This is a genomic window from Longimicrobiaceae bacterium (genome assembly GCA_036375715.1).
Taxonomy (GTDB): Bacteria; Gemmatimonadota; Gemmatimonadetes; order Longimicrobiales; family Longimicrobiaceae; genus DASVBS01.
Map to the genome: position 1 here is coordinate 101,280 of DASVBS010000081.1, position 26,990 is coordinate 128,269.

At 65.3% G+C, this 26,990-nt stretch carries 23 protein-coding genes; 2 read left to right on the top strand and 21 right to left on the bottom strand.

Translation table 11 applies throughout. From position 1 onward, the window contains the following. Positions 1-58: 58 nt before the first annotated feature. From VF167_17685 to VF167_17705, 5 genes are all read right to left on the bottom strand, one after another. Positions 59-436, bottom strand: a complete 378-nt coding sequence (locus VF167_17685) for a hypothetical protein (protein ID HEX6927261.1) — start codon at positions 434-436, stop codon at positions 59-61. A gap of 277 nt (positions 437-713) precedes the next feature. Next, positions 714-1,907 (bottom strand): heparan-alpha-glucosaminide N-acetyltransferase domain-containing protein, encoded by a 1,194-nt coding sequence (locus tag VF167_17690; GenBank protein HEX6927262.1) that lies wholly within the window; start codon positions 1,905-1,907, stop codon positions 714-716. Positions 1,908-1,947: 40 nt separating this feature from the next. Continuing rightward, positions 1,948-3,123, bottom strand: a complete 1,176-nt coding sequence (locus VF167_17695) for a lactonase family protein (protein HEX6927263.1) — start codon at positions 3,121-3,123, stop codon at positions 1,948-1,950. A gap of 167 nt (positions 3,124-3,290) precedes the next feature. Then, on the bottom strand, positions 3,291-3,875 hold the full coding sequence (locus VF167_17700) for a peroxidase-related enzyme (protein HEX6927264.1): 585 nt from the start codon (positions 3,873-3,875) through the stop codon (positions 3,291-3,293). A gap of 345 nt (positions 3,876-4,220) precedes the next feature. Continuing rightward, on the bottom strand, positions 4,221-4,841 hold the full coding sequence (locus VF167_17705; GenBank protein HEX6927265.1) for an ArsR family transcriptional regulator: 621 nt from the start codon (positions 4,839-4,841) through the stop codon (positions 4,221-4,223). A 243-nt stretch (positions 4,842-5,084) separates the two neighbouring features. On the opposite strand from VF167_17705, the gene VF167_17710 reads away from it, so the two are divergent. After that, positions 5,085-5,543: a DUF4142 domain-containing protein gene (locus VF167_17710; GenBank protein HEX6927266.1), complete on the top strand. Its 459-nt coding sequence runs from the start codon at positions 5,085-5,087 to the stop codon at positions 5,541-5,543. 189 nt (positions 5,544-5,732) lie between these two features. Next, the gene (locus tag VF167_17715; GenBank protein HEX6927267.1) at positions 5,733-6,833 is read left to right on the top strand and encodes a hypothetical protein; all 1,101 of its coding nucleotides are present in this window, start codon (positions 5,733-5,735) and stop codon (positions 6,831-6,833) included. Between the two features lie 158 nt (positions 6,834-6,991). On the opposite strand, the gene VF167_17720 is transcribed toward VF167_17715, so the two are convergent. The 16 genes from VF167_17720 to araD1 form a co-directional block, all read right to left on the bottom strand. Continuing rightward, positions 6,992-7,798, bottom strand: a complete 807-nt coding sequence (locus tag VF167_17720) for a DUF1080 domain-containing protein (protein ID HEX6927268.1) — start codon at positions 7,796-7,798, stop codon at positions 6,992-6,994. A 56-nt stretch (positions 7,799-7,854) separates the two neighbouring features. Next, on the bottom strand, positions 7,855-8,538 hold the full coding sequence (locus VF167_17725) for a phenylalanine--tRNA ligase beta subunit-related protein (GenBank protein HEX6927269.1): 684 nt from the start codon (positions 8,536-8,538) through the stop codon (positions 7,855-7,857). 187 nt (positions 8,539-8,725) lie between these two features. Then, positions 8,726-10,396, bottom strand: a complete 1,671-nt coding sequence (locus VF167_17730; protein HEX6927270.1) for a cbb3-type cytochrome c oxidase subunit I — start codon at positions 10,394-10,396, stop codon at positions 8,726-8,728. A gap of 19 nt (positions 10,397-10,415) precedes the next feature. Continuing rightward, positions 10,416-10,958 (bottom strand): cytochrome c oxidase subunit II, encoded by a 543-nt coding sequence (locus VF167_17735; protein ID HEX6927271.1) that lies wholly within the window; start codon positions 10,956-10,958, stop codon positions 10,416-10,418. Between the two features lie 7 nt (positions 10,959-10,965). After that, positions 10,966-11,148: a hypothetical protein gene (locus VF167_17740; protein HEX6927272.1), complete on the bottom strand. Its 183-nt coding sequence runs from the start codon at positions 11,146-11,148 to the stop codon at positions 10,966-10,968. Then, positions 11,148-11,405: a hypothetical protein gene (locus VF167_17745; GenBank protein ID HEX6927273.1), complete on the bottom strand. Its 258-nt coding sequence runs from the start codon at positions 11,403-11,405 to the stop codon at positions 11,148-11,150. The genes VF167_17740 and VF167_17745 overlap by 1 nt, the downstream gene beginning before the upstream one ends. A gap of 251 nt (positions 11,406-11,656) precedes the next feature. Further along, positions 11,657-12,529: an NAD(P)-dependent oxidoreductase gene (locus VF167_17750; GenBank protein HEX6927274.1), complete on the bottom strand. Its 873-nt coding sequence runs from the start codon at positions 12,527-12,529 to the stop codon at positions 11,657-11,659. 243 nt (positions 12,530-12,772) lie between these two features. Beyond that, on the bottom strand, positions 12,773-13,354 hold the full coding sequence (locus tag VF167_17755) for a TetR/AcrR family transcriptional regulator (protein HEX6927275.1): 582 nt from the start codon (positions 13,352-13,354) through the stop codon (positions 12,773-12,775). Positions 13,355-13,631: 277 nt separating this feature from the next. Further along, positions 13,632-14,804: an L-rhamnonate dehydratase gene (locus VF167_17760; protein ID HEX6927276.1), complete on the bottom strand. Its 1,173-nt coding sequence runs from the start codon at positions 14,802-14,804 to the stop codon at positions 13,632-13,634. After that, positions 14,801-16,099 carry an MFS transporter gene (locus VF167_17765; protein ID HEX6927277.1) on the bottom strand — a complete coding sequence of 433 codons (1,299 nt, stop codon included), beginning with the start codon at positions 16,097-16,099 and terminating at the stop codon, positions 14,801-14,803. Before VF167_17765 ends, VF167_17760 begins: the two co-directional genes overlap by 4 nt. Beyond that, positions 16,096-17,832, bottom strand: coding sequence for a hypothetical protein (locus VF167_17770; GenBank protein ID HEX6927278.1), 1,737 nt, complete (start codon positions 17,830-17,832; stop codon positions 16,096-16,098). Before VF167_17770 ends, VF167_17765 begins: the two co-directional genes overlap by 4 nt. Before the next feature lie 52 nt (positions 17,833-17,884). Next, positions 17,885-19,612 carry a hypothetical protein gene (locus VF167_17775; protein HEX6927279.1) on the bottom strand — a complete coding sequence of 576 codons (1,728 nt, stop codon included), beginning with the start codon at positions 19,610-19,612 and terminating at the stop codon, positions 17,885-17,887. Between the two features lie 60 nt (positions 19,613-19,672). After that, a complete protein-coding gene (locus tag VF167_17780; GenBank protein HEX6927280.1) occupies positions 19,673-20,359 on the bottom strand; it encodes a DUF3823 domain-containing protein in 687 nt (228 codons plus the stop codon). Between the two features lie 27 nt (positions 20,360-20,386). Continuing rightward, positions 20,387-22,306, bottom strand: coding sequence for a RagB/SusD family nutrient uptake outer membrane protein (locus VF167_17785; GenBank protein ID HEX6927281.1), 1,920 nt, complete (start codon positions 22,304-22,306; stop codon positions 20,387-20,389). A gap of 101 nt (positions 22,307-22,407) precedes the next feature. Then, positions 22,408-25,548: a SusC/RagA family TonB-linked outer membrane protein gene (locus tag VF167_17790; protein HEX6927282.1), complete on the bottom strand. Its 3,141-nt coding sequence runs from the start codon at positions 25,546-25,548 to the stop codon at positions 22,408-22,410. Between the two features lie 430 nt (positions 25,549-25,978). Then, positions 25,979-26,989: an AraD1 family protein gene (gene araD1 / locus VF167_17795; GenBank protein HEX6927283.1), complete on the bottom strand. Its 1,011-nt coding sequence runs from the start codon at positions 26,987-26,989 to the stop codon at positions 25,979-25,981. Position 26,990 lies beyond the last annotated feature (1 nt).

The window sequence follows — 26,990 nt, forward strand, 5'->3', positions numbered from 1 at the left end:
GACCGACGAGCGTGCTTCGCGGCGCCACGGGTTGTTCCGACCCGGCCGTCACCCTCCTCTATCCTTCTGCCGTCGGATCTTTGGGCGCCGGCCGCGCCGTGAAGTAGCCGCTCACGTCGAACGGTTGCACATTGATCGTGCCGCGGACCTCCGTCGGCGAGTGGATGGTGCCCGTGTACACCACGGTGAGTGGCTGGCCCTCGTAGTCGCCGGCATGCTGAAAGGTCACGCTCTGGTCCTTCACCGACCCGGTGATCTCGTAGGTTGAGCCGTCGCTCGAGGTGCAGTGACCGGTCAGCGCGGTATCGGCCACGACCACGTCGCAGACGCTGTTCACGGGATAGCCAGATACGTCGCCCTGGATCTGCCAGGTCCCGGTGATCGTATCCGCGGGGACGGCACCGACGAGGGACGCGAGTGCGAGTGTGAGCAGCATGTTCTGGCTCCTGAAACGGGGGCGGGCTTCGTCCCGCAGGTCTCCCGGCGGGATCGGTGGGATGGGAACGACCGGCCGATGGTGACGTCCAGTATATCTGGAGGTCATCCGGCCGTCGAGATCACCGTTGCGCCGAGCGTCGGGTGAAATCGCAAGCCGAGGGTCAGGGCGAAATCACGAATCGCCCGCCGGAGACAGAGGCTCTATCCGACGGCTCTATCCGCTCGCCGGCCGCGGCGACCTTCGTACCCCCCGATCCTCCCGAGTTCGTGCGCTCTCAGACCTTCACGAAGATGCCGCGCTTGTAGAATCCCCACATCACTATCGCCCAGAAGGCAACGAACGTCAGCGCAAACGCCAGCGACGCATTCACCGGCGATAGCCAGGAGGCGAACAGGTTCTGGTAGACCCACGGCTTGATGCCTATTGCACCGTCCGGGGAGGAGATCCAGGGCGTGTCGATCACGTCTGCCATCAGGCTCGAGAGGAAGTAGGCAGCGATCGCATTCATGCCGAGAACCAGGAAGGGGAATGCCCAGCGGCGGCTCCCCTTCACGTCGATCACCCAGTAGCAGGCCGCCAGCAGAATCGCGCCGGCGCCCCCCGTGAAGAGGACGTAGGAGCTGGTCCAGAGACCTTTGTTGATGGGGAAGACGGCATTCCAGGCCAACCCCGCGATCACGCCCACCATCCCTGCCAGGAACAGTCGTCGCGCGATCACCTCGCGCGGCCGCCCCGAGCGCAGCCATTCACCCGCGAACACACCCAGCAGCACGGTGGCAATGGCCGGTAGAGTGCTGAGCAATCCCTCCGGATCCCAGGTGCGGCTGTTCGCGTACAGGTGATCGATCCCGAACACCGCCCGGTCGATATACGCGCCGAGGTCGCGGCCTGGCTCGAGCACGCCTGCTTCACCACCTGGGACCGGCACCCAACTCAGCAGCGCCCAGTAGCCGAGCAACAGGGTGGCCGCGGCGACTGCCCGGCCTCTCGGGGCCAACCACAGGACCAGCACCGCCGCCGCCAGGAACGCGAGGGCGATCCGCTGCAGGACTCCCGGAATGCGAAGGTGACTGTAGTCGAATCCAATCCACGGGTAGCTGTGTAGGACCAGGCCGAGCCCGAACAGGATCGCCGCACGTCTGGCCGACTTCGCCAGGATCGCCGTTCTGGCCTGCCCCCGAGAGATCAGCTTGCCAAACGAATAGGTCATCGCCACGCCGACGATGAACAGGAAGAAGGGGAAGATCAGGTCGGTGGGCGTCCATCCGTGCCATTCCGCGTGCCGGAGCGGCGGATACACCGCGGACCACGTCCCCGGGTTGTTCACCAGCAGCATCCCGGCGATGGTGATCCCGCGAAAGACGTCGAGCGACTGAAGCCGACCGTCCGCCGGCGGGGATACGCGGGAGATCTCGACCCGATGGGCAGGGGCCTCCACATAGGGATCGCGCAGGACGGGTTCGGACATGTGGTCTCCGTGGGCAGGGGTTAGAGGAAGGTAGCCGGGGTTACAGGAAGGCGACGCAGACCGGAGTCGGCACTTCGACCGGGTCGCCAACGGGTGAAAGGCGGCCGCTGACCGGGTCGATTGCGAAGGTCACCAGCGAGCTCGAATCCTGGTTGGCCGCCACGAGGAACTCCCCACCCGGCGCAATGGCGAAGTTGCGCGGAGTGCGCCCGAGCGTCGACTGGTGCTGTACCAGCGTCAGCCGGCCATCGTCGCTTATGGCAAAGACCGCGATGCTGTCGTGACCGCGGTTGGAGCCATAAACGAAGCGACCCGAGGGCGCAACGTGCACGTCCGCACAGGTGTTGGTACCAGTGAACTCCTGCGGCAGCGTGGACACGGTCCCGAGCGATTCCATCGATCCCGATTCGGAATCGTACGACAGCGGCGTCAGAGTGGAATCGAGCTCGTTGATCAGGTACGCCCGGCGACCATCAGGGTGGAAGGCGAGATGCCGCGGCCCCGCCCCCGGTCTGGTCGTCACGCCCGCGCCGTCGGCTGCCGGTACCAGCCGGGCACCCTCGCGATCGAGCACGTATCCCACCACCCGGTCGATCCCCAGATCCACCACGAAGACGTACCGGTGCTCCGGTCCCATCGCGATCCAGTGGGCGTGCGGCCCCTCCTGCCGCTGCGCATCTGGACCCGAGCCGCGATGCTGCACCACGTCCGCAGCTGGAGGGAGCGAACCGTCCGCCTCCAGCCGGAAGAGCGCGGCATTGCCGCTGGAGTAGTTGGCAACCATCACGAACTCCCCGGCCGGGTCGACACTCACGTAGCACGGGTGGGCACCGTGAGTCGGCTGCCGCCCCAATTCCCGCAGGCCGCCGTCGGCCTCGATGGCGAAAGCAACTACGCCGCCGCCATCCGTCCCCTGGAAGTCATCCACCTCGCTGACCGCGTAGAGCCTCGAGCGATCTGGATTCACCGCCAGGTACGACGGGTTCTCCAGCTCGGCCGCGACTCCGTCGAGACGGATGGCCCCGCTGGCCGGATCGAAGGAGGCGCGGTAGATACCCTGGCTGCCCCCTCTGGTATAGGTGCCGATATACATGCTCGAGGCTGCCTGCCGCGCCGAGGTCGGAGAGCACGCGCCGGCGAGCGTAGCATAACCGGCCAGCCCACCCGCGCCGGCGCTCAATCGCACAACGAAGTCTCGCCTGGAAATGGGTCGCATGGGCATAGGCTAGGAGTGACAGTGGCACGGGTGGGCGGTGCCGCTCGTGCCACGAGGCGAAGATCAGGCCAGGCCATCCTGGTTGATGGGGAGCGCGGTCTCCAGCCGGTAGGCCATCAGGCCGCGGATGCCTGGGAGATCGTCCGGGATCGGAATGTGCGGCATGCTCAGGCTGGCGTTGGGGGCGGAGAAGGCAGGGGGAATCCCCCTTCGGGCCGGAGGTACCCTCGATGTACGATCCGCTCTGCGAGCGTCCGATAGTAGGCCGGATCTTCGGGGGTAACCGCTGCCAGGCCGTCCACGTAGCGGTTGTACATGCAGAATAGCGCCGCAATCAGGACCGTATCGTGGATCTCCCGGTCCGTTGCGCCTTCCGCCCGTGCCGCAGCCACGTCGTTGTCGGTGACCAGGCGGCCGTTCTCCTGGACCTTTGCCGCGATCCGCAGCAGTGCCCGCATCTTGGGGCTCACCGGCGCGGTTTCCGGATTGTGCTTCACCGCTTCCACCGTGTCCGACTCACCGAGCAGCAACTCGGCGGCGGCGGTATGGGCGGTGGTGCAGAAGCGGCAGGAGTTGCGGTGAGAGACGAGTGTGGCGATGAGCTCCCGCTCGGCCTGGGTGAGGGTCGAGGGCCCTCGAAGCAGAATCTGCGTCAGCTCGCGAATCGGCTTGCCGGTATCGAGCCGGTACTCCAGCAACCCGGTGATACCTGGCAGGTTCTCCTGCACCGGAACGTACGCACTGTTTCTCATGGGCATTCCTGGGTTGGAGGGTGAGGAGAGAACCAGTGGCTGACGACTTCCCACCGGCCACGATCGCCTCCCACAGCACCCCTCCGCGCAGGCAGACGGCCGCTAGAAAGCAGCCGCAAGCCACGATGAGCACCAGCCGCGTACGGGGAAGAACCCCCGGGCCGGGGCGCGGGCGGTCGCGGTTCGTCGCGTTCGGAGGGGGTTCCGGGCTTCCGGCGGATTGTCAGGACCCGGCAGGAAAGCGACTCAGCGTGGACGGTACTTCTACTATGTCCGCCGGCTGGGCGGTGCACAAGCCTCTCGTCGGCTACCTGCCAGCGTCGGGCGAGACCGTATAAAAAAGGATCAGGCGGCCTCGATGAGGAACGAACACCGCGGCCGCTCGCCCCGCTCGCAGCATTCCCGCGCAGGCAGGCCGCTGACCCGCTCGACGAGCGACTCCGCCAGGGAGCATGCCTCCTCGTGTTCCCTAACGACGCCGGACAGGGGGCACCCGAAGCCGCGGATTCGCCATCCTTCGGGAACCCGCTCCACCTCCACATCCCCGCCGAGCCGGCGCAGCACGTCCGCCGCCAACTGCACCCGCTCCTCCTCCGACCCGTCAGGCGGCGCGACCCCCGCCGCGCGGATGCCCGCCTCACGCAGCAGCTCGCGCACCTCCTCGGGACCGATCCGCTCCTGCAGGAGATCGAGAAGTAGATTCAGGATGGTCCCGTACGCCTTCGGAAACATCTCCTCCGCCTCGGGCGTGATCTCGTAGAGCTGCGCCGGCTTCCCCCCGGTGCCCCGCTCCACCCCCGCCGAGCGCACCATCCCGTCGCGCTGCATCGAGGCGATGTGTGTGCGAACGGCGTTGTCCGTGATCCCCAACCCCGCCGCCAGCTCGTTGATGCTCCGTCGGGATCGCCTCAGCAGTCGCAGGAGCTGCGCGCGCGTTCCCCCGAGTAGACGACCGATCCAGTCCATTGAGGTCTCCGTTGAAAGGCGTCCGGTCCCTTCAAGCTAAGGTGGAAAGCAGCATTTGTCTACTTTCACAATAAAGTTATTGACTTACTGGAATAGGCATTGCATGATGGATGGCGCCGCGAAGGGGCGGCGCTCTTTCCTCAACCGGAGGTCGTCATGTTTGCCAGGATTCTCCTTTCTCTCGCCGGCTCGCTCCTCCTCCTCGTCGTTCCTCGTGGAGCGAATGCTCAGGAGGCAGCCAAGTTGGGCGATCCCGCCATCGCTCACATCGCAGTCACCGCCAACACCATCGATGCGGACATCGCGCGGCTCGCCGAGGGCCGCACCACGAACGACGACGTACTGGCGTTCGCTCGCGTCATGATCTCGACGCACACCGCCGTCAACGAGAAGGCCGCCGCGTTGGCAAAGCGCTTGGGCGTGACCCCACAGGACAACGACGTCAGCCGCACTCTCAATCAAGGAGCGGAGGAAGCGAAGAAGAAGCTGTCGTCGCTACAAGGTGCCGCCTTCGACGCCGCCTATCTCCAGCGCGAGGTCGAATTCCACCAGGCGGTGCTGGACGCGCTCGACCAGACGCTCATCCCCGGCGCCAGCAACGCCGAGCTGAAAGCCCTGCTGCAGGAGGTGCGACCGGTGGTTGCGGCACATCTGGAGAACGCAAAGGCCTTGCAGAAGGGAGGAACGACCGCACACAGATAGCTCTCGACGGCCGGCACGCTCATCCACGGAGGCTTCATGAACCCATTACGTCGCGGACCAGCTCGTGATCGCCGGCCGAGGGCGCTCTCCCGCGCTTCGCTCACCTCGATTACGGCGGCGGCCGTATCTCTGGTCGCCGCCGGCTGTGTCGATGTGGGAACAGGCCCGGGGAAGCACGGAGACCGCCCATTGAACCGCCGCCTCGTCGCCGAAGGGCAGGAGATCTTTCGCTTCGACACCTTCGGAGACGACGTCTACTGGACGGATACCCTGCGCCTGCACGAGGTGATTGCGAGCACGGTCAGCCCGGCACTCGCCCTCGACGTGGGGCTGAAGGTCGATGTGGACGCACTGCCCGATGAGGTGCTGGACGCGATTGTCTCGGGAGACGTCGACCTTCAGGATCCGCAAACCACGGTGACCCTGCTCAAGCTGGGCTCGGTGGTGGGAGTGCAGGGGACGGTCGAGAACATCGACGGCCGGGACACGCTTACCAGCGTGGGAATCACCTGCGCGCTCTGCCACTCCACCGTAGACAACTCGTTCACTGCCGGAATCGGTAGGCGGCTGGACGGCTGGCCGAACACCGATCTCAATGTGGGAGCGATCGTCGCACTGTCACCGGCAATCGACCCGGGACTCAGGGCGATCCTCCAGAGCTGGGGGCCGGGCAGGTACGACCCACGCATCAACATCGATGGCAAGAACACACCGCTCGTGATCCCGCCGGCCTTCGGCCTGCGCGGCGTGGAGCTCGAAACCTACACCGGAGACGGACCGATCTCCTACTGGAACGCCTACGTCGCGGTGACCCAGATGCACGGGAAGGGTACCTTCGTCGACCCGCGGCTGGGAATCCGGGTGATCAACGTTCCAGACGAGGTAACCCCGAAGTTGAGGGCACTGCTGGAGTACCAGCTCAGCCTGACCACTCCGAGACCCCCGCCTGGCAGCTTCGACCCCGTCGCGGCCGAGCGCGGGAAGAAGCTGTTCCGAGGCGTGGCCCGCTGCAGCAGCTGTCACCTTCCGGGCGATCACTTCACCGACGTGAACCGCGGGAAGCTGCACCGACCCGAGGAAACCGGAATGGATCCGGCCTATGCCCGGCGTACCGCCACGGGCAGATACCGCACCACCCCGCTGCGGGCGCTATGGCAGCACCCGCCTTACTTCCACGATGGTAGCGCCGCGACCCTGGAGGAGGTCGTGGAGCACTACGATGCCGAGCTCGACTTGCGATTGACGGAGAGGCAGAAGGCGGATCTGGTGGAGTATTTGAGGACGCTATGAGGAGGAGTTAGGAGCTAAGAATAAAGAAGCCAGGAGCCAGAAGCCAGAAGGGGCCGGCACGAATCCCCGGTGCGCACTTCAGCCCCTGTTCATTCTCGCTTCTGGCTCCTGGCTTCCCTTCTCCCAACTTCTTTACTCCTGACTTCCAGCCCCTTCCTTCAATCCAACTCCCGCACCCAGATATTCCTGAAGCTCAGGGGCGGGCTGGGGTCTCCATGCGCCTGGAGTTTGATGGGAGTCCGGCCGTGCGGCTTGTAGCTCGGCTGCCCGATGTACAGGGTGGGACCCTTGAGCTCCACGTTGTTCTGGATGAGCACTCCGTTGTGGAAGGCGGTCACCCGCGCCGGCGTCTTCACGCTCCCATCGTCGTTGAAGGTCGGCGCGGTCCAGATCACGTCGTAGGTCTGCCACACCCCCTGCGGTAACGACGCGTTCACCAGGGGCGGGTACTGCTTGTAGATGCTGCCCGCCTGGCCGTTCACGTAGGTCTCGTTCTGGTACGAGTCGAGGATCTGCAGCTCGTACCCCGCGTCACCCGGTCCCGTCGATGCCAGGAAGAGACCGCTGTTCCCGCGCGACTGGCCGGTTTGCGTGGTGCCCTCGGGAATCCGGTACTCGAGATGGAGCTGGTAGCTCCCGAAGGTCCGCTTCGTCTCGATGTTCCCGGCCGATTTCTCGACCACCAGCACGCCGTTCTCGATCTTCCACCCCGCCGGTCCCTTGTCCCGCACCGACACCCATTCGTCCAGGTTCGTTCCGTCGAAGAGCACGATCGCATCCGACGGAACGCCATCGTGGCTGATCTGCGGCGGCGTGACGACCGGCGGTACCGGCTCCCACACCTCCGTGTCTTCCGGTCGTGGCCGGTTCTGACCCTGCTGCTGAGCGTGCGCAACGATGGGCACGAGCAGGAGCGCCGGCACGATCAGCACCCTGGCCCAAATCGACGAAGCTGGCTTGTTCATGGTGGTCCGTGTGTGAGAACTCTGTAAGGTGACGAGAGATCCTGCCCGCGGCGCGCTCAGCTGTCAACCTCGACAGGCGCGGGAACGATCTCAACCGGAACGGCCTCCGTCCGCGCGCCGACACCCTCCAGCAGCGAGCGGTACCAGTGCTCCGCCTCGGCCAGGCGGTCGGCGAGCGCCTGGGTTCCCCACACCACGGAGAGGGTCTCCACCGTCTCCGGGCGCGTCTTCGTACGCTGAGCGTCGCGCACCGGGTTGATGCAGGGACCCTCGGCGTCATAGAGGCAGATCAATCCGCTGAGCGACATCTCCTGACCGGAAGGGTTGAAGACGTACGAGCTCCCCTTGGGGGCAATGCGGATGCGGTATGGCGGCCTGGCGAGCGCGCAGTCCACCACACCGATGGGAAAGCCGCTGTGGAGGGAGATCACGTTGCAGATATCCACCGCCAGGTTGATCGACCGCAGCGAGCCCTCCTCGACCGCCCGGACGAGGTACTCCGAGGCGGGTTTGCCGATTCCGCTGGGACGATGCCCTCCGAAGCGTAGCAGGTCCCGGATCGCCTTACGCACAGCTTCGTCGCGCTGGAGCGGAACGTCGGCGTCCAGACGCAGCAGATCCAGGATCTCACCTGGCGTGGAGAGCTCTCCGAGCGGAGCTGGAAAGCGGGTGATGAACGGCGCGATCCGGAGGAGCGGGTGCTCGCGGACCCGGATCACCGGTAAGTCGGAGCGGGTCATTCCTGCAGGGGTTCGATGTTCCGACGAGTGGATGCGGCCCCGGGGCAGCCACCACGCCCGGCGCCATTCCCTGTCGAATGAATATGCGTTCGCCGAGAGCTTGGATACCACCGGCCCATCGGCAGAGGTCCCTGCAGAGGCGTGGCCGCGCCCGCTGAAATCAGTAGAAAACTCCCGCAGCTGACCCTCAGTAGAGCCTGAACCCGGGAGAAACCGGCACGACGTCGTACCCGATAAGCCAGGGACCGTAGGCGATAAGGATGAGCGCGATCGCGGCGGCGACCCACACGCCCAGACGGTCGAGGGCCGGCTCCCACCCGGTCTGCGCTGGAGCGGTGAGGGTTCGAGACACCGGCACGTCGCGCGGAGCACCCTGCTGGCGGCCCGCCACGATCGTCAGACCGATGACCAGGAAGAAGAGCATCACGCCCGCGAACATGATGCTGCCGCCGACGCCGGTGAGGATCCCCGGCAGCCGCCAGGCCTCGCTCGAGTAGGTTGCTTCCGCCATGAAGGTCCGTCGCGGCATCCCCTCCAACCCCCCCGAGATCATCCCCCGAGCAAAGATGAGGAGGCCGATCGTATACGTCCACGCGGATGCGAGGGCGAGTCGCCGGCTGAAGAGGGAGCGTCCAGTCAGGTAAGGGATCAGCCAGTACGCCACTCCCATGAAGGTGAGGGCGACCGCGCTTCCCACCGTCATGTGAAAGTGGCCGGGCACCCAGGTGGTATTGTGGACCACCTGATTCATGGTGAAGCTGGCGTTGATCAACCCCGTCGCCCCGCCGAGCACGAAGGTGATCATCGCCAGCAGCTGCGCCACAACGGACGGATCACCCCAGGGCAACTTACGGATCCAGCCCAGCAGCCCTCGCCCGCCCGCGCGCCTGCCGCCGATCTCCAGCGCCGCCATCACCGAAAAAGCGGTGGCGAGGCTGGGGAAGAAGACACCAAACGTCAGCACGCCGTGAATGGCCTTCATCACGTTGCTGATCCCCGGATCGGCGTACTGGTGATGGAATCCCGTGGGGATGGAGAGCAACAGGAAGAGGATCCACACGATCCGCGTGTAGGAATCGCTGATCAGCACGCCTCCCACCTGCCGCGGAATCAGGGCATACCAGGATACGTATGCGGGTAGCAACCAGGCATATACGATCGCATGTCCGGTGAACCAGAAGAGGGTCCGCGTGAGCAGCGGATCCACCTCCGCGCGAAGGCCCAATGTCCAGGGGAGAAGGAAGACCAGGAACTCCACCGCAATGGGGATGGAGGCGAGCAACCACATCAGGTACGAGGTCACGGAGATGTACCCGAGCAACGGGATCCGCTGACCGGGGTGCTCCCGCCTCCATCCCCTGAGCGCGATGAGCATGTTCGCCAGCGCCAGCCAGGTGCTGACGACCACGAGAGCCAGGCCCAGGTAGTAGGTCCAGTGCGCCTGCAGCGGTGCGTAGGAGGTGTACAGGACGCTGGCACGGTTCCCTACGACCGCGTAGATCACGAGGATGTTGCCGGCTACCAGGGCGGCAAGCGAGCTCCAGAGCAGGCCGCTGTGGAGCGGTCGAGCCAGAGCGCGCGCCGTCATCAAGGGCAGGAAAGCGTTGGAGAAGGAGAAGGTGAAGATGAGGACGTTGGCCACGCCGTGGGCCGTGAGTCCCTGATAGTACGTACGCAGCCCGGGGAACCACCCCAGGATGCTGATCCCCGCGTAGGAAAGGGCGTTGGCGAGGCCGTGGAAGACTCCGGCGATCAGAGCCGCATAGCCGATGTACACTGTCCACCGCAGCACCCGCCGCTGTGCGGCAGGCAGATCGTAGCCCTCGGGATCGAGGACGATCGAGGTCAGAGAGGCCATGCTTGCGCGCGAATCAGAATCAGTGAGTGGCCAGGTGGGCGGCGCCTCCGTCGCTCGCAGACGCAGTCTGCACGAGCGGGATGTCGGTTCCGGGTTCTTCCACCAGCACCCGACCGTACATCACGTGGTGACCGAGGCCGCAGTATTCGTGGCAGAGTAGCAGGTGCTCCCCCGGTTCGGAGAACCGGTAGGTATTCCGGGAGATCTGACCCGGTATCAGCATCAGATTGAGCCGCGTGCCCTCGATGTGGAAGCCGTGAATCACGTCCGCGCTGGTGGCCGTGAAGGTGATCTCGGCGCCCGCGGGCACCCGGATGTCCGCCGGGTGAAAGCTCCATGCGCGCCCGACCACCACCACCTCGTATTGCCCTTCGCCACGCTGGTAGACTCCCGGCCGGTCGAAGGGCGGCGTCGTGGCGACCTCGGCAGGATCGATGCGTCCGGCCTCTCCCGGCAGGTGAAGCCCGTGCACCACGGTGGCGTAGACGAGCGCCAGGGCGCATGCCGCCAGCACGAAGATTCCCACGGTGAGAAATGCCTTTTCGTAAACGTGGATCTTCATCCTCTCCTCACCGCTCGAGCAGCCGGACGTAGAGAATGATCCAGATCGCCGCGATGATCATGAGGATGATCATCACGAGAAAGAGCGTTCCCGTGGTGGTCGGCTCCTCCTCGGGCAGGAGCTCGGTATCCGCCGGATCGCTGGAGCCCGTGGCCGGAATGAGGCCGGCCTCGTCCTGATCGTCTCGCATCACGGCCTCCCGGTTCGAAGGCTCTCACGGTCTTCGTCCCAGCTCTGCACGGTACGCCCCATGACCCGCAGCAGGAGATAGAAGAGAATGCCCGCAGGCAGGAGGCCGACCAAACGCCAGGGCCGCACGATCCCCGCGAAGAGCAGGTTCAGGGTATCCCAGAGGAAAGCAACGAGCGGGGTGCCCAGGAGGATGAACAGCGCGATCCCGACCACGGGCCCCCACGTCCGGCGGGGAAGGGGGTTCTCGAGATTCACGGTTCACAAACCTTGAGAGCAGCAGAGAAAACTGCTCCCCAGAGCGCGGCAAAAACCGTGCAGCGCGGGCGGCGGGGGGGTGCGGGGGAGGAAGGCGGGGCGGGAGGGATTACGAATTACGAATTACGAATTACGGACGAGTGTTCACAGGGTCAGGACAACGCAAGAGAGCAGAGAACGAGCCGATATCTCCTGAGGACGCCCTAGGTAATTCGTAATTCGTAATTCTTCGTAATTCGTCGTATGGAGCATCAGCTCCGAAACTGCTCGACCACCGCTGCCATGTCCCGCTCGCCGTGGCCAGCCTCAGCGCCGCGCTCCATCACCCGCTGGGCGGCTGGCGCAGTCTCGAGCTCGACACCCACCCGACGCGCCTCGCCGGCCGCGTAGCGCAGGTCCTTCGCCATCAGCTTGAGCGCGAAACGCGGATCGTAGTCGCGGGTCGCCATGCGCTCACCCACCTGCTTGATGATCGGGCTCGCGCACGCGCCGTTCAGTAGCATGTTGATCGCGCGCTCCCGGTCGAGGCCGGCTCGCTCCACCATGGCGAAGGCTTCGGCCATGGAGGCCACCTGCACACCGCACAGGAAGTTGTTGACCAGCTTCAGCGTCGCTCCGCTGCCCGCTGGACCGACGTACAGGATCTCCCGCGCCATCGGCTCGAGCACCGGTCGCACTCTCTCCAGCACCTGCGTCTCACCCCCGACCAGGAAGAGCAGCTGTCCCCCGGCCGCCTGGTCGCGACTGCCGGTGACCGGCGCATCGAGAACCTCCACCTGACGGCTCGCCGCCGCCGACCGCAGCTCGCGCAACCACTCGAGCGACACCGTGCTCGATTCGACCGCCACCGAGCCCGGCGACATTGCCGCCAGCGCCCCGTTCTCGCCGAGCCACACTGCCCGCGCCGCGACGTCGTCGGAGACCATGCTGACCACCACCTCCGCCCCCTCCGCCGCCTCCGCCGGTGTGGCGGCGACCCGGGCCCCTTCCCGCCCCAGCTCCTCCGCCTTGCCTCGGCTCCGGTTATAGACGACGGGCTCGTAACCGGCACGCAAAAGGTTCCGTGCCATTCCGGAACCCATGATGCCGAGCCCGAGAATGGCTACCTTTGTCTCGCGCATCATTCACCCCTGGTTCAGTTTCTGACCTCTGTCTCCCGATGGTCTCCCGATCCGAAGTTGCCATTGTAGATCGCGACCGCCCCGAGTGCCAGGCAACCGACTCGCGCGGCACGCCCCGCCCCGTCGCCCATCGCATCAACGCCGTCAGCTTAGGTCCGGTAGATCAAAGGCGCGCCTCCGATATTGGATCGTTCGATCTATAAACGGACGAGTCGAAGCCCCTGCGGATATTCCCACGGGATCCGACTATGGTTCGATCAGCGACAGGGCCACGAGAGCCGCGTCATGGAGGCGGTCGGCATCGGGCGCCTTCGCCATGACACGGATCCCCTGGAGAAAGGTCAGGATGAACCGGGCCGCGCTCTGAGGCTTGACCCCTTCGGCCAGCTCTCCCTGCGCCCGCGCCCGCATGAACGTCGAAGTGAGCGCGGCCTCCAGCTTATCCCAGCTCGACTCGACCAACCTCGCCATCGTCCGGTCCTCGGGGAGCAGCTCGGTGGCCGTGTTGACCACCAGGCAACCCTTCCGGGAGGCATCGTGGATCGACTCTTCCACGTACTGGTGGACCAATTGCCGGATGGCGGGCAGCACGGGGCCAGGTCGGGAAAGTAACTCCAGCGGATCCAGGCCGCGCGTCTCGAGGTACCGCTGGAGCGCCAGTCGGTAGAGCTCGCGCTTGTCGCCGAACGTCGCGTACAGGCTGGCGCGGCCGATCCCGAGATGACCCGTGAGCATCGCCAATGAGGTGCCCTCGTAGCCGTGCTCCCAGAACAGCTCCATCGCGGCATCCAGCGCCGCATCGGGGTCGAACTCCTTGGGTCGAGCCATGAGAATACGTTAAGCGATTCTATACCGATCAGTCAAGAACGCTCAGCACCCGAATGCGGGCAACTCCCACTGGAGTCCCCTGCGCCTGCAAGCCCCGCAGGCGGATTCGCCGCGGGGCTTGGTCTCCGTTCCGTCCCGCCCGCTCGAGCCGACCCGGATCTGCTCACTCGACCTAACCGGGGCGGTCAACCGACGACACCGCCGCGGCGGCAGAGGCATCGAGCAACTCCGCTCGCCGGGTCTGGCGCTCTTCACCGCCGCGCCCGGCGAGCGGGCATCACTCGATGACCTCGAACTCCCGCAACGCGTCCTCGTCGATCTCGATTCCCAGGCCGGGACGATCATCGTCGAGCTCGATGAAGCCCTCCCGTGCTCGCGGCTCGCCCTTGCACAGGTACCAGAACAGCTCGTTGCCGACCTCGACCTCCACGGGCGGAAAGTACTCAGCCATGGGGGAGTTCAGGCTGGCCATTACCACGTGGTAATTGTGCATCTGCCCGGCGTGCGGGATGACCGGAACCGAGTACGCTTCACCCAGCGCCGAGATCTTGCGCGCCTGCGAGATCCCACCCACCCGGTTGGTGTCGAACTGGATGTAGTCCACCGCCCGCCCCTCCAGCAGCTCGCGAAAGCCGTGCAGGGTGAACTCGTGCTCGCCACCTGCGATGGGGATCCGGCTGACGCGACGCAGCTCGGTGTACCCATGGATGTCGTCGGGAATGACCGGCTCCTCCAGCCAGCGCAGATTGAAGGGCTCCAGCAGGGGGAGCATCCGGCGGGCGTAGTCGAGGTTCCAGCCCATGTACGCATCGGCCATGATGTCGATCTCATCCCCCACCGTCTCCCGCACTGTGCGCACGAGGTCCACGTTGCGCTGCATCCCCGCTGCCCCATCCGCCGGCCCCCAGCCGAAGCGGAGCTTCATCGCCCGGTACCCTTCGTCGCGGTAGCGCGCCGCCTCTTCCGCCAGCTCGTCCAGCGGCACGCTGTACAGACGGCTGGCGTAGACCGGGATGCGATCCTTGGTGCGCCCGCCCAGCAGTCGATACACCGGCTGTCGGGCCGCTCTCCCCAGCAGGTCCCAGATCGCGATGTCGACCGCGCTGATGGCGACCATGCCGATCCCCTTGCGGCCGAAGGCCATGGTGCGGCGATACATGTGCTGCCAGAGGAACTCCACGTCCCAGGGATTCTGGCCGAGCAGCACCGGCTTCAGGTACAGGTCGATGATCTGCTTGCTGACGCGCGGCGCGAGGGCGGCGTTGCCGATCCCCACGTTACCATCGCTGGCGAAGACCTCAACCACCAGCCAGCCATGAAAGGTGAAGGTGCTCATCGTCGCCTCGGAGCGCGTGAGCAGGTCCATCGGGTTGGTGCAGAAGTGCGGCGGCAGTTCTGCAGTCTTGCCGCGCCACTCCACCACGCGAGTGCGAATCTCGGTGATCTTCACGGGGCGACTCCTTGAGCGACGGGCTGACTCAGCCGCACCTCGATCGGGCGTACCTTGCGAATGGTCGCCAGGATCAGCAGGAAGGCGAGCACGTGAAAGGTGCTGACGGCGGCGAAGACGGGCCCGTAGCCGGTGCCGGCGTCGAGCATCCGCCCCGCGACCATGTTGAAGACCACACCCCCCATCGCTCCCCCGAAGCCGACCAGACCCGCCACCGAGGCGACCACACGGCGCGGGAAGATGTCCGTCGGCAGGATCATGACCAGGGTGGACCAGGCCTGCTGGCCAAAGAAGGCGATGCTGAAGAGGACGATGGTGAGCTGGATCGGTGAATAGGTGACGAAGATGATGAGCGGCATCAGCGCCGCGCTCAGCCCCAGCGTGAGCTTGCGCGAGAAATCGACGGACCGCCCCCGGTTCAGCAGCCAGCTGGAGAACCAACCCGCCAGCATAGCCCCGACCCCCGCCGCGGCGTACGGAATCCAGGCGAAATAGCCCACCTGGTTGGTGTCGAAGCCGCGCACGTCGTAGAGGTATTTGGGCAGCCAGAAGAGATAGAAGTACCAGGCGGCATCGCTCAGGAACTTGCCGATCACCAGCCCCCACGTCTGCGGATAGGCGAACAGACGAAGCCAGGGGATGGCGGCTTCAGCCTGCGCAACTTCGTCCGCGGTCCCGGCCAACTCCGCGCGCTCCGCTTCGGAGAGCCGGGGATGAACTGCCGGCGGGTGGTAATCGCGCAGCCACCACGCCGTCCAGAGGAGGCCGGAGGCACCGGTGACCACGAAGACCCAGCGCCAGTTGGAGAGGTTGAGGATCAAAGCGATCAGCGGCGGGGCGGCGACCGCACCGATGGCCGTGCCCGCGTTGATCATCCCCATGGCCGAAGAGCGCTGGTTCACGGGGAACCACTCGGCCACCGCCTTGGTCGCCGCGGGGAACCCGCCACCCTCCCCCATGCCGAGGAGAAAGCGGCTCGCGGCCAGCGCCAGGAATCCGGTTGCCAGCCCGTGGGAGGCACAGGCCAGGGACCACCAGACCATGATGACGAAGAAACCGCGGCGCGTCCCGAGCGCGTCCACCAGGCGACCGCCACCCGCGTACATCAGCGCGTAGGCGACCAGGAAGGCGGCGTTCAGCGTCGAGAACTGCGTGTTGGTGATGGGGATGTCTTCCTGCACGGCGGCAATGGCGACCGCCAGTGTCTGCCGGTCCAGGTAGCTGATCCCGATCGCCACAGTGAGCAGAATCGCGATCTGCCAGCGGAAGGACCCGTCCTTGGTCAGTGCAGTCATCGGCCGGTCCCTCGGCTGTCATCCTCCCATTCCAGCCGCAGCAGGGAGACGGCCTGTCGTGGAAGTGGGAACTCCAGTACCGCCACGCCGTTCTCGACCTTCACCCAACGGGGCGCTCCCAGCATCTCCAGCTTCCCGGCGCGCTCCAGCTCCGCGTACTGCCCGCGGGATACCTGCTGAGGCGAGCCCATGCTCAGCCACTTCGTGTACGAGTTGCTGTGCTCCTGATCGATGCGGTAGTGGTGGAGCAACACCCGCTCGGCCGGGATATTTCGGATGGCGATGCGCACTGGCGCGTCCGGAGCGGGCAGGTCGTCGTCGTGATAGTTCCACACCATCACCGCCGCTTCGCGCTCCTTGCGGCTGGCCAGCGCGCTGATGTCGGGCCGATCTCCGCGCACGCCGTTCTCGATGATCTCGCGCGCGTTCATGCTGTTCCCCTGCACCGCCACCCGGTCGCCCCCCATCATCCCGAACATCCGGAAGACGTTCAGCACGGGCTTGCCCACGCCGTTCGTCGCCATCTCCCGGAAGCCGTCGAACCAGGGGACGTTCTCGAAGGTGAACGACCAGCTCGTCGCACCCTCGAAGTTGACCCCGTGCTGATCCGCGAGCTCGTACATTCGCGCAAAGGAAGCGGCAGTGTAGCTCGAGTACATCGTGCCGTTCCGATACGCGTTCTGCCGTGATCCCGATGCAACGGAGCAGGCGGCGCAACCCTCCGGATCCGCCTCACCGATGATCACCGGGAGGTCGGCGAACTCCGGGAACGAGCGGATGATCTCGAAAAAGCGATCGATGCTGCGCAGCTCGGGCGCCATGTTGGTGCGGACCCGGCCGTCGACGAAGGAGGGCGAACCCTTCGCGTGGAAACTGATGAAGTCGAGCGGGGAGCCGCGTTCTCCGGTGACGTAGTTCGTACCGCTACGCACATGCTCGAGGAAGGTCCGCATCAGACGGTATCCGCCGCCGGTCACGGTGGGCCCGCCTATGCGAGCAGTGGGTAGGGCCCGCTTCACGGCGTCGGCCGTATAGTCGTACAGCTTCAGGTACTCCTCGTCGGTGCCCTGCCAGTAGGCGATGTCCGGCTCGTTCCACAGCTCCCACCACCAGCTCTCCACCTCCTCCCGTCCGTAACGCTCGACCGAGTGGCGAACCCACTGGTAGACGAGCTCCGCCCACTTCTCGTAGTCCGTCGGAGGGTACGCCCAGCCAGTGTAGATCTCGTTGTACGGATCGCCCGGCTGCCAGTGGTGCCGATAGGGCTCCGGGTGCGTGCTGAGCGCCTTTGGCATGAAGCCGATCTCCATGAGCGGCTTCATGCCCCGCTCGACCCAGGTGTCCACGATGCTGTCCACGAAGGTCCAGTCGTAGACGGGGTTGCCCTGTTCGTCCTCGGTGTAGGCGTTGGTGGAGCCCCATTTGAAGGCGGAGGGAGGACCCTCGTGCGTGTTGAGCATGTTGTGCGCACGGACGTGCACGGCAACCGGGCTCAGCTCGGAGAACTCCGTGAGCAGCTTCTTCCCCTCCCAGCTATAGGTGTAGTTCGGTTCGTCGTACCCGATGTACGCCCACATCGGGTACATCTCGCCGATGCGCTGCTCGAGGTCCACCTCGAGGGTGTGAGGGGCCCCGGGGTTCGGCCACTGAGCGTCAGCGGGTATGGCCAGGCCACACAGCAGGGCGGCCACCAGAGAGCCGGTCGCTCTTCGATCGCGGATGGGTAAGGTCATCCCGTTGTTCGGTTGAAGTCGGGGGAGGAGATCCTGGGAACCTGGCAGGGATCTATTCCCAGGTCAGTCTGACCAGCGACACGCCCTGTCGGGGCAAGGAAAACTGCAGGGTCGCGGTACCGCCTTCGACACCGATCCAGCGGGGGGCGCCCAACAGCTCCAGCTTTCCGGCCCTTTCGAGCTCGCGGTATTGCTCGCGCGAGACCTGCTGCGGGGCGCCCATCTCCAGCCAGCGCGAGTAGGAGTTGCTGTGCTTGTCGTCGATCCGGTAATGGTGCACCAGCACCCGCGTCGCCGGCACGTTCCGCAAGGTCAGCCGGATGGGCGCGTCAGCCGTGGGGAGATCGTCGTCGTGGTAGTTCCAGACCATTACCGCGGCCGCCCGATCGTCCCGGCTCGCCAGCGCTCCGATATCCGCCACCTCCCCGCGCACCCCGTTCTCGATGATGTCCCGCGCCCCCATCCTGTTCCCCCGCACCATGACCCGCTCGCCCGTCATCATGCCGAACATGCGGAAGACGTTGAGCACGGGCTTGTCCACTCCGTTCGTCGCCAGCTCACGGAAGCCGTCGAACCAGGGGACATTCTCGAAGGTGAAGGACCAGCTGGTGACCCCTTCGAGGTTCACGCCGTGTCGATCGGCGAGCTCGTACATGCGGGCGAAGGAGGCGGCGGTATAGCTCGAGTACATGGTCCCGTTCCGGTACGCGTTCTGGCGTGAGCCCGAGGCAACGGAGCATGCGGCGCATCCCTCCGGATCGGCTTCGCCCACGACGATCGGGAGGTCCCGCAGCTCGGGATAGGACGAGATGATGGCAAACGCACGGTCGAAGTGGCGTAATTCGGGAGCCATATTCATCCGCACGTGGCCGTCGATGAAGCGCGGCGAGCCCTTCGCATGGAAGCCGATGAAGTCGATCGGGGAGCCACGCTCGCCGGTGACGTAGTTGGTGCCGCCGGACACGTGATCCAGGAAGGCGCGCAGGAAGGTCTCCTGGCGCTCGTTCGAGGCGCCAGTGACGTTCGGTCCGCCGACCTTCGCCCCGGGGAGCGCCCGCTTGATGGCGTCGGCGGTGTAGTCGTAGAGCTTCAGGTACTCCTCGGTGCTCCCCTGCCAGTAGTCGGCGTCCGGCTCGTTCCAGAGCTGCCACCACCAGCTCTCCACTTCCTCCGCGCCGTAGCGCTCCACCGAGTGGCGGACCCACTCGTGGATGAGCGCGGCCCACTTCTCGTAATCGGTCGGGGGATAGGCCCACCCGGTGTAGATGTCGCTGTAGGGATCGCCCGGCTGCCAATCGTGCCGGTACGGCTCGGGGTTGGTGCTCAGCGCCTTGGGCATGAAGCCGATCTCCATCAGGGGCTTCATCCCGCGGCTGATCCACTCGTCCACGATCCGGTCCATCACCTCCCAGTCGTAGACGGGATTTCCCTTCTCGTCCTCTGTGTAGACGTTGGTGGAGCCCCATTTGAAGGCGGAGCGCGGCCCCTCGTCGGTGTTGAGGAGGTTGTGCGCCCGAATGTGGACCGGCACGGGGCTGAGCTCCGCCAGCTCCGTGAGCAGCTTCCTTCCTTCCCAGCTATAGGTGTAGTTCGGCTCGTCGTACCCGAAGTACGCCCACATCGGCTTCATCTCGCCGATGGGCTCGTTCAGATCCACTTCGAGCGCGACGGCGCCATCCGGGGTGGCCTGCCCTCGTGCAGGAGTGGTTTCCGCGGCAGGAGCGCAGGCGAAGAGTGTGAGCGTGCAGGCGGTACGGAATAGGAGGTCGGACCGGATCATTGCCTCGTGCTTGGGGTGGATGGTCGGAAGCGTGAGCGGATGCGGGCCCGGACGGGGTGATCAGAAAGTGATCCGCTCGACCGAGGTGTACAACATCTCGGACACTCCCACCGTCTTCACTCCCACCCGCGCATAGGCCCAACCGCTCTCCTCGAGTTCGTCCGGTACGTTCACGCTGAGGGTGATCGGAGCGGTCAGATCGGCGATGTCTGTACCGGACAATTCCGTGCTCGCCGCCTGGTTGATCCGGTCTACGAAGGAGGTATTGGACAGGTACAGGCCCACGTACTCTACCGCGCGGCTCGGCTCTACCGCGCTCACCTGGAAGTTCGCCTGGACCGCGCCCCCGGCCTGCCCCACGGAGAGGTTCTCGATGACGTAGTAGGGCGTCACGCGAACCTCCACCTCCGTGTCTCCTCGCACCTGGATGTAGATGGTGTCCTGGCTGTCGACCCAGGGTCCGTTTCCCGCCAGCAGGTTCAGCTTGTAGTCGCCATCGAAGAGCATGGCCGAGAAGGACCCATCCTGGGCCACATGGACCGGGATTTTCTCGTTCAACTCATAGCTGGGCTGCCAGAGCTCCAGCTCCACGCCGTTGCTACGCACGCCGACGGGTTCGCCCTGGTAGACGACTCGTCCCGTGAGCTGCGAGCGCGGAGGGTCGTAGTTGTCGAACGCCCCGTAGTCACAGGCCGTCAGCAATAGGACGATCGCCAGGGATGCCCGCCGGGAAATGCATCGAGTCATGGTCGGTCACCGGTTGATCGGGGCGAATCAGTGGAACGGGTTCCGCACGAGCTTGGGGTTGTTGTCCAGAGCGCTCTGCGGGATCTGCGAGTAGTAGTTCCCCATGCGGAAGTACCGCGGGGCGGTCTGGCGGTCCGACTGGAACTTGTCGAAGACGTACTTGTTGTGCTGCGGGGTCCCGGGACAGACGATCCGGTAGGGGAACAGCACGTAGATGTTCGCCGTCTCGCTCGTCTCGGTGCCGTCCCAGAGCTGGTGGGCGATTCGCCAGCGCTTGAGGTCCCACAGGCGGTGATCCTCGAAAGCCAGCTCTGCCCAGCGCTCGCTACGAATCTTCTCCCGTGTCAGGGAGGTGAGGCTGTTGGGCGGGAAGCCGGCCCGCTCGCGCAGGGTGTTGATGTAGCCGAGCGCCTCCTGCTCGAGCCCCAACTCATAGGCGGCCTCGGCCGCGTTCAGGTAGACCTCACCCAGGCGGAACCAGACCCACCACATGTCGCTGCCGGTGGCGCTGGTGGCGGCGGCGGGATTGGTGTCCAGGTACTTGCGGAGGTAGAAGCCGGTGGCGGAGAGATAGTTCTCGGCCCGGATCGGGCCGTCGGCTCCGGTCAGCACCCCGCCATCCTCGTAGTCGGTGTCCCGCTGTCCCTCGATCCGCTGGTATACAGCGCTGGGAGTGCAGCGGTAGACGCCCGCCTGGATTTCCAGCTGCTTGCCGGCGAAGGAGGCTCCGGGATAGATGATCGTGCCATAGAGGCGGGGGTCCTTCCCCTCGAAGATGTCGTCGGGCTCGTCGTAGAAGATCCAGTTCTTCTGCCCCGCCACGGTCCCATCGCCCACTCCGCGCAGCTCGCCCGACGATCCGTCCAGGTAGTCGTAGGTCTCCACCAGGTTCAGCGACGGCGAGAGGGCGGAGCCGCCGGAGACGTTGTCCTGGTCGACCCGCAACGAACGCGGGATGTTCTCAAGGGTGAAGCGGTGGCTGCGACCCTGTGAGGCGAGGTAGTCGATGGCCATGATGACCTCTCGGTTCCCCGTCTTGTGGCTCACCGCCTCGTAAAAGTTCTCGCCCGGATCGGGATTTCCGCGGTAGAGCTCGTACGGTCCGTTCTGTATGAGCTCGCGGGAGGCGTCGAGCGACGCCTGGTAGTAGCCCTCCGCCCGGTCGGCGGGGATGCCGACCTCGCCGCCGGGCAGGGTGATGGGGGAGGCCATCTCGCTGTTGTGCCGCGCGATCGAACCTGCGTACAGCATCGCACGGCTCTTCAGCGCAAGCGCGGTCCAGCGATTAGCCCGCGTGTAGCTGCCCTCGTTGCCGAGCTTCGGGCCGATCTCGTCGAGCTCGGCAGCGATGAAGTCGTAGACTTCCGCCTCGGTGTTTCGCGGGTGCTGCAGCGGAGAGGGATCTCCACTGAAGTCATAGATCAATTGGGTGGTGATGATCGGCACCCCACCCATGCGGATAACCAGCAGGAAATAGTTGAAGGCCCTCAGGAAGCGGAGCTCGGCGATGAACTGCTCTTTCAGCGCCGGAGACAGCTTGGGGGACTCGACCTCCTGGATCTTCTCGATCGCCAGGTTGATGTCCCGGATCAGGTCGTAGTTCCATTCCGACCAGCGTTCATAGGGGTAGTTGATCAGCGAGTTGCGGAACTCGTAGTCGAAGTTGCCGACCCCCGACCAGAGCGCCTCGTCGTACGCCGCGTAATCCTTCCAGCCGCAGTAAGCGTCCGGCGGGTTGTAATCACAGTTGCCGTTGACTCCGAAGTCGGTATGGCGGGGCAGGCGGTTGTAGTAATCCGCCAGAACCGAGACGATCAGGTTCGGGTCTCCCCAGACCTGCTCGTCGGTGAGGATCGTCTGCGGCTCGGTGTTGAGCGCATCATCGCCGCATCCCACTACAGGAACCGCTAGCGCGGCCAGTAGCAGGGATCGGAAGAGTCTCTTCATGGCACGGGGTCGGGTCCTTGATGACGATCCGGCCGCGGACGTCGCGTCGGCGCGGGCAGCGGAATTGACCATCGGTGCATGGAAGTACTGCCGCCGCGCGCTCATTGCCCCACCTCCGTGCTGAATCCGATGGTCCAGACCCGCTGGGGTGGATACCGCAGCCCCGAGTCGAAGGCGACCTCGGGGTCGAGCTTGATATGGCCCAGGTTGTCGAAGGAATGGAGGTTAGTTCCGCTGATATAGATACGGGTGTTGGAGAGGCGTAGCAGATCCTGCAGCGCGTCCGGCAGGGCATAGCCGATCTCCAGGCGGCGTACGCGCAGGTAGTGAACGTTGGTGCGCCAGAAGGTGCTGTTGCGGTAGCTCGAGTGGCTCGTGAGTCCTCGGCGGATGGGCGGATATCTACCCGGGATCCACTCGCTGCGATCGTCGTAGGGGTCGGCCCGGTGCCAGCGGTCCACCAGCATCCACTCCGGCGAGTTGTGGTCCGCCTGGAAGGGATATTTCAGCTCGAGGTTCTGGTTGAACGAGTACATGGTGCCGCCGGCGAGGTCCAAGCTCAGGCTCACGCCGCGGTAGCCGATGCTCGCACTGCCCCCGAAGGCGAGGAGGGGGTTGGTGTTGACCGCGTACCCGATGGGCCGCTCGTCGAGCTCGTTGATGATCTTGTCGCCGTTGACGTCCTTGTAGATCAGGTCGCCGGGAAGCAGGGTGCGGTTGCCCTGTCCGTCGATATCCACGTCGTGCTGGGCGATCTCCTCCATCGAACGAAATTGCCCGATCACCTCGTAGCCGAAGGCCACGTTCGCCCAACGGTTCTCGGTGGCGTTCCGGTATTCGTCCCAGGAGTTGCCGTACCTCGGTTTGTACTGGTCGAGGATGCGACGTCGGGCGAAGGTGGCGTTCGCGCCGATGGAGTAGTCGACGCCGCCGAAACGGTCGCTGAAGGTGATCATCCCCTCGAGCCCCCGCGTCGCCTCGCTCTCGAGGTTCTCTTCGGGCAGCTCGTATCCGACCTCGCTGGGGACCAGCACGTCGTAGCGGTTCTCGGGCAGCCCCGTGAGCTTCCGCTCGAACAGATCGAACTGCCCCGTCACCCGGTTGCCGAAGAGGGTGAAATCCAGGCCGAGATTGCGCGAGGTGCTGGTCACCCAGGTCAGGTTGGTGACCGGCAGGCCGCGCGGGCGAGCGCCGGTCACCACCTGACCGTCGAACATGTAGCCACCGCCAATCCCGTAGGTGGCGCCGCCGATGAAGTCCCAGGGCGCCACCCCCAGCTCCATCCCCGCCTGCCCCCACGAAGCCCGCAGCTTGAGGTCGTCGAGGAAGGTCAGGCGGTCACGCAGGAAAGGCTCTTCGGAGACGCGCCACCCCAACGAGACCCCGGGGAAGAACCCCCACCGCTTTCCCGGCGCGTAGAGGTACGATCCGTCGTACCGGCCGAGCAGCTCGAGCAGGTAGCGCTGATTGTAGTCGTAGTTGAAGCGGCCGATGTACGAGGCCCGCGCGGTGGTGCTCCAGGTGTTGGTGAGATCGTTCTGCTCGACGAAGCTGATCAGGTGGCTGTAGTTCGATGGCGGGACCGATTGAATGCCGGTGAAGTCCGTCTCGCTCTTGGAGATCTCGAAGGCCGCCACCCCCGCCAGGTTGTGCTTGCCAATCGACAAGGAGTGGGTGACCCGCAGCTGCCCGAACCTCTCCTCGTCCTCGCGCCGGTTGGAGTTCCGTAGCGGGCTGTAGAAGCCCGCGCAGACTTTGTAGGTATTCGTTTCGGGATCGTAGCAGTACGCGTCGTAGCTGTACCGCTGTCGGTCGAAGGTGTTGAGGCTGAACCCACGCGAGTACGTCCCCTGGATCTGGGTTCCGAAGGGGAAGGTGTACTCGGCGAAGAAGTTCCCCGTCAGCCGCCGGGTGACGTCCTCCTGCCATCCGGCGATCTCTCGGCGGTAGGTGGAGCCGAGGCGGGTCAGGTAGCGAACGTCGCCGTTGATGTAGTCCCGGTTCCCGTTGGCGTACGGGTTGTCCATCGGCCAGGAGCTGTTGATGCCGAGGAAGCCGTTCCACATCGGGTCGTCGCGGCCAGGGATAGCGACGTTGTCCCGATTCTCGATGCGGGCGCTGAGCTGTGTGCCGACGACGATTCCGGCTCCGAGGTCTGCGCGCAGGTTCGTCTGCACGTTGGTGCGGTCGAAGCTGTGCCCCTGCATCACGTACTCCTGCTTCACGTGCCCGACGGAGAGGTAGTAGCTGCCCGCGGGACCGCCACCCGATGCGCTCGCGTTGATGTTGTACTGCGGCGCATTCGGGTTGTTGATCACCACGTCGTACTGGTTGAAGCTCTCGTAGCCAGGCGCCTCCGTGCGCCATAGCTCCAGCTCTTCGGGCGTGATGCTACGCGGCTGACCTCGGTTCTGCTGTGACTCGACCCAGGCTCGTTGAAACTGGTAGGCATTGGCCGGCGGCGTGAACGGATAGCGGGTGAGGTTCTGGAAGCCGTAATAGCCGTCGACGCGGATGCGCGGGGATCGAACGCGACTGCCGTCCTTGGTGGTCACGAGCACCACACCGTTGGCGGCCCGGAAGCCGTAGATCGATGCGGACGCGTCCTTCAGAATCGAGATGCTCTCTATGTCGGCGATGTTCAGGTTGTTGAAGTACTCGGCACTTTGGGGCACGCCGTCGATCACGAAGAGGGGCTCGCCCATGTTGCGGATCTGCAGGATCGAGCTGTTGCCCGGGCGAGCGTCTGCGCTGGCGCCGAAGCGGGGGTCGCCGCCGTAAGCCGTGCGCACGGTGATCCCCTGAATCTTTCCCGCCAGCGCATCGGCACTCGTGGTGGCGGAGGTTCGGGTGATGTCTTCCGAGCCGATCGAGCTCACCGAGCCGGAGAGGCTGGCTCGCTCCTGCACGCCATAGCCCACCACCACCAATCCCTCCAGCGCCACCGCCTGCTCCCGCAGCACCACGTTGATCACCCCGCGGCCGTCGATTGGCACTTCGCTCGTGGCGTAGCCGATGGACGTGACGACCAGGGTGTCGTTCGGGGTCGGAGCGGTAATGGTGAACCGGCCTTGGGCATCGGTCACCGTCTCGATCCCCATTCCCTTGACCTGCACGGTGGCCGCAGCAACGGGACTCTGAACGCCGGTATCGGAGCCCGCGGTGACGGTTCCGGTCACCGAATGACCCTGCTGGGCGGACGCGGCGACCACAGCCGCCAGCAGCAGAACCGGTGCGACCAACGGTCCTGCCAGCCAGGGTGCCCGTAGCGAGCGGGGGGGGAGGAACCGAACTGGACTGGGAAATCCCCGACGGGAGATGTGGATCATAATTCACCTGCGCTGGATCACGGTGGGAGGCAGCAGACCGCGCCATGTGCTCAGATTGGTCGGACCATTACACCGTAGGTGCAGGCCCGGGGTGTGTCAAGGATATTCGCTCCAGCCCGACGGCGAGCGGCAGCCGGGCGGGTTATGAAGTGTTCAGCTCCTCTAGGTAATTACTGGATGAACTGCGAACTTCAGGCGAGGGGAGCGACGGCAGAAGAACCTTTCAATGCGGACGGGCCGGGCGGCTCAGGCCAACGAGGAAGGAAGGAGAGACAATCGTTGATCGTACCAAGCGGTTCTAATGTCGCCAAGGATGGACGCGGTTGGTCCGACCGCTTTGGATTCACAACTGCTCGACGCCGATCCAGCCCTCGGAAGGCGCCTGGAGCAGGCGGTTGCGGAGCGGGAGGAGGAAGGCGTCGGCCTCGATCTCGAACCGATCCCCGGGCAGGCAGCGGATCCCGTCGGTGAAGCTCAGGGTAGCGGTACCGAAGGTATGTACGTGGGCGTCGCCCGGTTGCCGGAAGAGCCGGTACTTGAAGTGGTGATGCTCCAGGTTGGAGATGGTGTGCGACATGTTCGCTTCGCCGGTGAGGAACTCCTTTTCCCAGACGAGCTCATCTCCGCGGTAGATGCGGCAGATTCCGCGCACGTCCGGCGGCAGCGGACCGACACGCAGCTCGGGGCCGACGGCGCAGGGGCGAAGCTTGGAATGGGCGAGGAGGAGGTAATTCTGCCGCTCCTGCACGTGGTCGGAGAACTCGTTCGCCAGGGCGAAGCCGAGGCGGTAGGGGCGGCCCTGGGGACCCACGACGTAGAGGCCCGCCACCTCGGGCTCGTCGCCGCCGTCGAGGGCGAAGCCGGGCATCTCCAGAGGCGCCTCGGGGCCGACCAGCGATGCACCGGTGCCCTTGAAGAACCATTCCGGCACGGCGCCGACCTCCCCCCGCGGCGCGCGCCCACCTTCCAGCCCAGCCTGAAACATCTTCATGCTGTCCGTCATCTCGGCGGGCTGCGCGGCGTGCATCCGGTTGCGGGCATCGGCGCTGCCGAGATGCGTGAGCCCGGTCCCGGTAATCAGCAGGTGCGCGGGGTCCGGATGATCCAGGGGCGGGAGCAGCGCCCCCCTCTCCACGATGCTCGCTACCGAGAGATCCGCATCCGTCTTTCGCGACGCAACTACCTCCGCGAGAGTCTTCCCCTGCCGGATCGCCTCCATGGCCAGCGCATAAGTCGTGGCGGGACCTTCGATCAGACGAACGCCCTCCGCGTCCTCGAGGATGCCGACCCGCCGCACACCCTCGGGATCGAGGAGCTGGATCAGGCTGAGGGAGTCTTGCGCGCGCTCAGGCATG

What these genes read in the sequence shown, in the direction of transcription:
- VF167_17685 (HEX6927261.1), bottom strand. Translation starts at nt 436, where the DNA reads ATGCTGCTCACACTCGCACTCGCGTCCCTCGTCGGTGCCGTCCCCGCG.
- VF167_17690 (HEX6927262.1), bottom strand. Translation starts at nt 1,907, where the DNA reads ATGTCCGAACCCGTCCTGCGCGATCCCTATGTGGAGGCCCCTGCCCAT.
- VF167_17695 (HEX6927263.1), bottom strand. Translation starts at nt 3,123, where the DNA reads ATGCGACCCATTTCCAGGCGAGACTTCGTTGTGCGATTGAGCGCCGGC.
- VF167_17700 (HEX6927264.1), bottom strand. Translation starts at nt 3,875, where the DNA reads ATGAGAAACAGTGCGTACGTTCCGGTGCAGGAGAACCTGCCAGGTATC.
- VF167_17705 (HEX6927265.1), bottom strand. Translation starts at nt 4,841, where the DNA reads ATGGACTGGATCGGTCGTCTACTCGGGGGAACGCGCGCGCAGCTCCTG.
- VF167_17720 (HEX6927268.1), bottom strand. Translation starts at nt 7,798, where the DNA reads ATGAACAAGCCAGCTTCGTCGATTTGGGCCAGGGTGCTGATCGTGCCG.
- VF167_17725 (HEX6927269.1), bottom strand. Translation starts at nt 8,538, where the DNA reads ATGACCCGCTCCGACTTACCGGTGATCCGGGTCCGCGAGCACCCGCTC.
- VF167_17730 (HEX6927270.1), bottom strand. Translation starts at nt 10,396, where the DNA reads ATGGCCTCTCTGACCTCGATCGTCCTCGATCCCGAGGGCTACGATCTG.
- VF167_17735 (HEX6927271.1), bottom strand. Translation starts at nt 10,958, where the DNA reads ATGAAGATCCACGTTTACGAAAAGGCATTTCTCACCGTGGGAATCTTC.
- VF167_17740 (HEX6927272.1), bottom strand. Translation starts at nt 11,148, where the DNA reads ATGCGAGACGATCAGGACGAGGCCGGCCTCATTCCGGCCACGGGCTCC.
- VF167_17750 (HEX6927274.1), bottom strand. Translation starts at nt 12,529, where the DNA reads ATGATGCGCGAGACAAAGGTAGCCATTCTCGGGCTCGGCATCATGGGT.
- VF167_17755 (HEX6927275.1), bottom strand. Translation starts at nt 13,354, where the DNA reads ATGGCTCGACCCAAGGAGTTCGACCCCGATGCGGCGCTGGATGCCGCG.
- VF167_17765 (HEX6927277.1), bottom strand. Translation starts at nt 16,099, where the DNA reads ATGACTGCACTGACCAAGGACGGGTCCTTCCGCTGGCAGATCGCGATT.
- VF167_17770 (HEX6927278.1), bottom strand. Translation starts at nt 17,832, where the DNA reads ATGACCTTACCCATCCGCGATCGAAGAGCGACCGGCTCTCTGGTGGCC.
- VF167_17775 (HEX6927279.1), bottom strand. Translation starts at nt 19,612, where the DNA reads ATGATCCGGTCCGACCTCCTATTCCGTACCGCCTGCACGCTCACACTC.
- VF167_17780 (HEX6927280.1), bottom strand. Translation starts at nt 20,359, where the DNA reads ATGACTCGATGCATTTCCCGGCGGGCATCCCTGGCGATCGTCCTATTG.
- VF167_17785 (HEX6927281.1), bottom strand. Translation starts at nt 22,306, where the DNA reads ATGAAGAGACTCTTCCGATCCCTGCTACTGGCCGCGCTAGCGGTTCCT.
- araD1 (HEX6927283.1), bottom strand. Translation starts at nt 26,989, where the DNA reads ATGCCTGAGCGCGCGCAAGACTCCCTCAGCCTGATCCAGCTCCTCGAT.